We start from the raw sequence: 1,309 nt of genomic DNA on the forward strand, positions 1-1,309 counted from the left end.
TGAATCAACCCGGGTTTCCCGGAGGCTCGTGGGTTTGAGTCACGCCGCCTTGGCGGACTCGGAAAGTGTGGCATAGAAGTCTTCTTCAGCCTCGGCCGGCGGGATGTCGCCGATGGGGCCGAGAAGGCGTTGACGATTGAACCAGTCGACCCAGTCCAAGGTGGCGAATTCCACCGCCTCAAGATGACGCCACGGCCCGCTGCAGCGGATGACTTCAGTCTTGAACAGCCCGATCACCGTCTCGGCCAACGCGTTGTCGTACGAGCTGCCGACACGCCCGACGGAAGGCGTGATCCCGATATCAGCAAGCCGCTCGCTATATCGAATCGACAGATATTGGACGCCGCGATCGGTATGTTGAATCAAGCCGTTGGCCGGTTGGCGATCATGAATGGCTTGCTCGAGCGCATCGAGTACCAGACTCGTGTTGGGCGCGCTCGACGCGCGCCAGCCGACGATCCGACGCGCGAACGCGTCGATCACGAAGGCGACGTAGACAAACCCGCGCCAGCTCGCAACATAGGTGAAATCCGCAACCCAGAGCTGGTCGGGCGCGTGCGCCGTGAAGTCCCGACGCACGTGATCCTCGGGCGCGGCCTGGCGCGGATCCGAGCGGGTCGTGCGCGGCGCACGCCCGCGGGTGACGCCGCGCAGGCCCATGTCCCGCATCAGACGCTCGACCGTACAGCGGGCGACCTGCCATTGGTCTCGCTGCAGCTGGCGCCAGACCTTGCGCGCCCCGTAAACGCACTTGTTGGCCTCCCAGGTCTGCCGGATGGCGCTACGCATCTCGTCATCATGTTTCTGGCGGGCCGACCGGCGGCTGGGCTCAGACGCTTGCCGCTTGGTGTCGTAGTACGTCGACGATGCGATCGGCAACACCTTGCAGATCGGCTCGACACCGTAGACGTCGCGGTGATGATCGATGAAATCGATCATCACTTGCCTCGGCGGTCGAGCTCCGCCTGGGCAAAATACGCGGATGCCTTGCGCAGGATCTCGTTGGCACGCTTGAGCTCGCGGTTCTCGCGCTCAAGCGCCTTGACGCGCTCGCGCTCTTCGGTGGTCTGGCCATCACGCAGACCGCGGTCACGCTCGGCCTGGCGAATCCAGTTACGCAACGTCTCGGGCGTACAACCGAACTTGCCGGCGATCGAGCCGATCGCCGCCCACTGCGAGGCGTACTCGCCCTGATGTTCGAATACCATCCGTATCGCGCGTTGACGCACTTCCGGGGAATAACGTTTGCTCTGTTTCATGGCTCCAGTCTCTCAAGAGTTGGAGCCTCCGACGAAACCGGGGCGATTCA

1 protein-coding gene and 1 other annotated feature are annotated in these 1,309 nt (G+C 63.4%); the gene reads right to left on the reverse strand.

What is annotated here, in order from left to right; genetic code table 11:
• Positions 1 to 39: 39 nt before the first annotated feature.
• A protein-coding gene (locus SAHL_RS02185; RefSeq protein WP_123589779.1) for an IS3 family transposase occupies positions 40 to 1,259 on the reverse strand; the annotation gives its coding sequence in 2 pieces (ribosomal slippage) (positions 40 to 974 and positions 974 to 1,259; 1,221 coding nt in all).
• Positions 865 to 981: a sequence feature (AL1L pseudoknot), on the reverse strand. (Overlaps the previous gene by 117 nt.)
• Positions 1,260 to 1,309: the final 50 nt, after the last annotated feature.

Origin of the sequence: Salinisphaera orenii subsp. halophila YIM 95161, assembly GCF_003732545.1 — a bacterium.
Taxonomy (GTDB): Bacteria; Pseudomonadota; Gammaproteobacteria; order Nevskiales; family Salinisphaeraceae; genus Salinisphaera; species Salinisphaera orenii_A.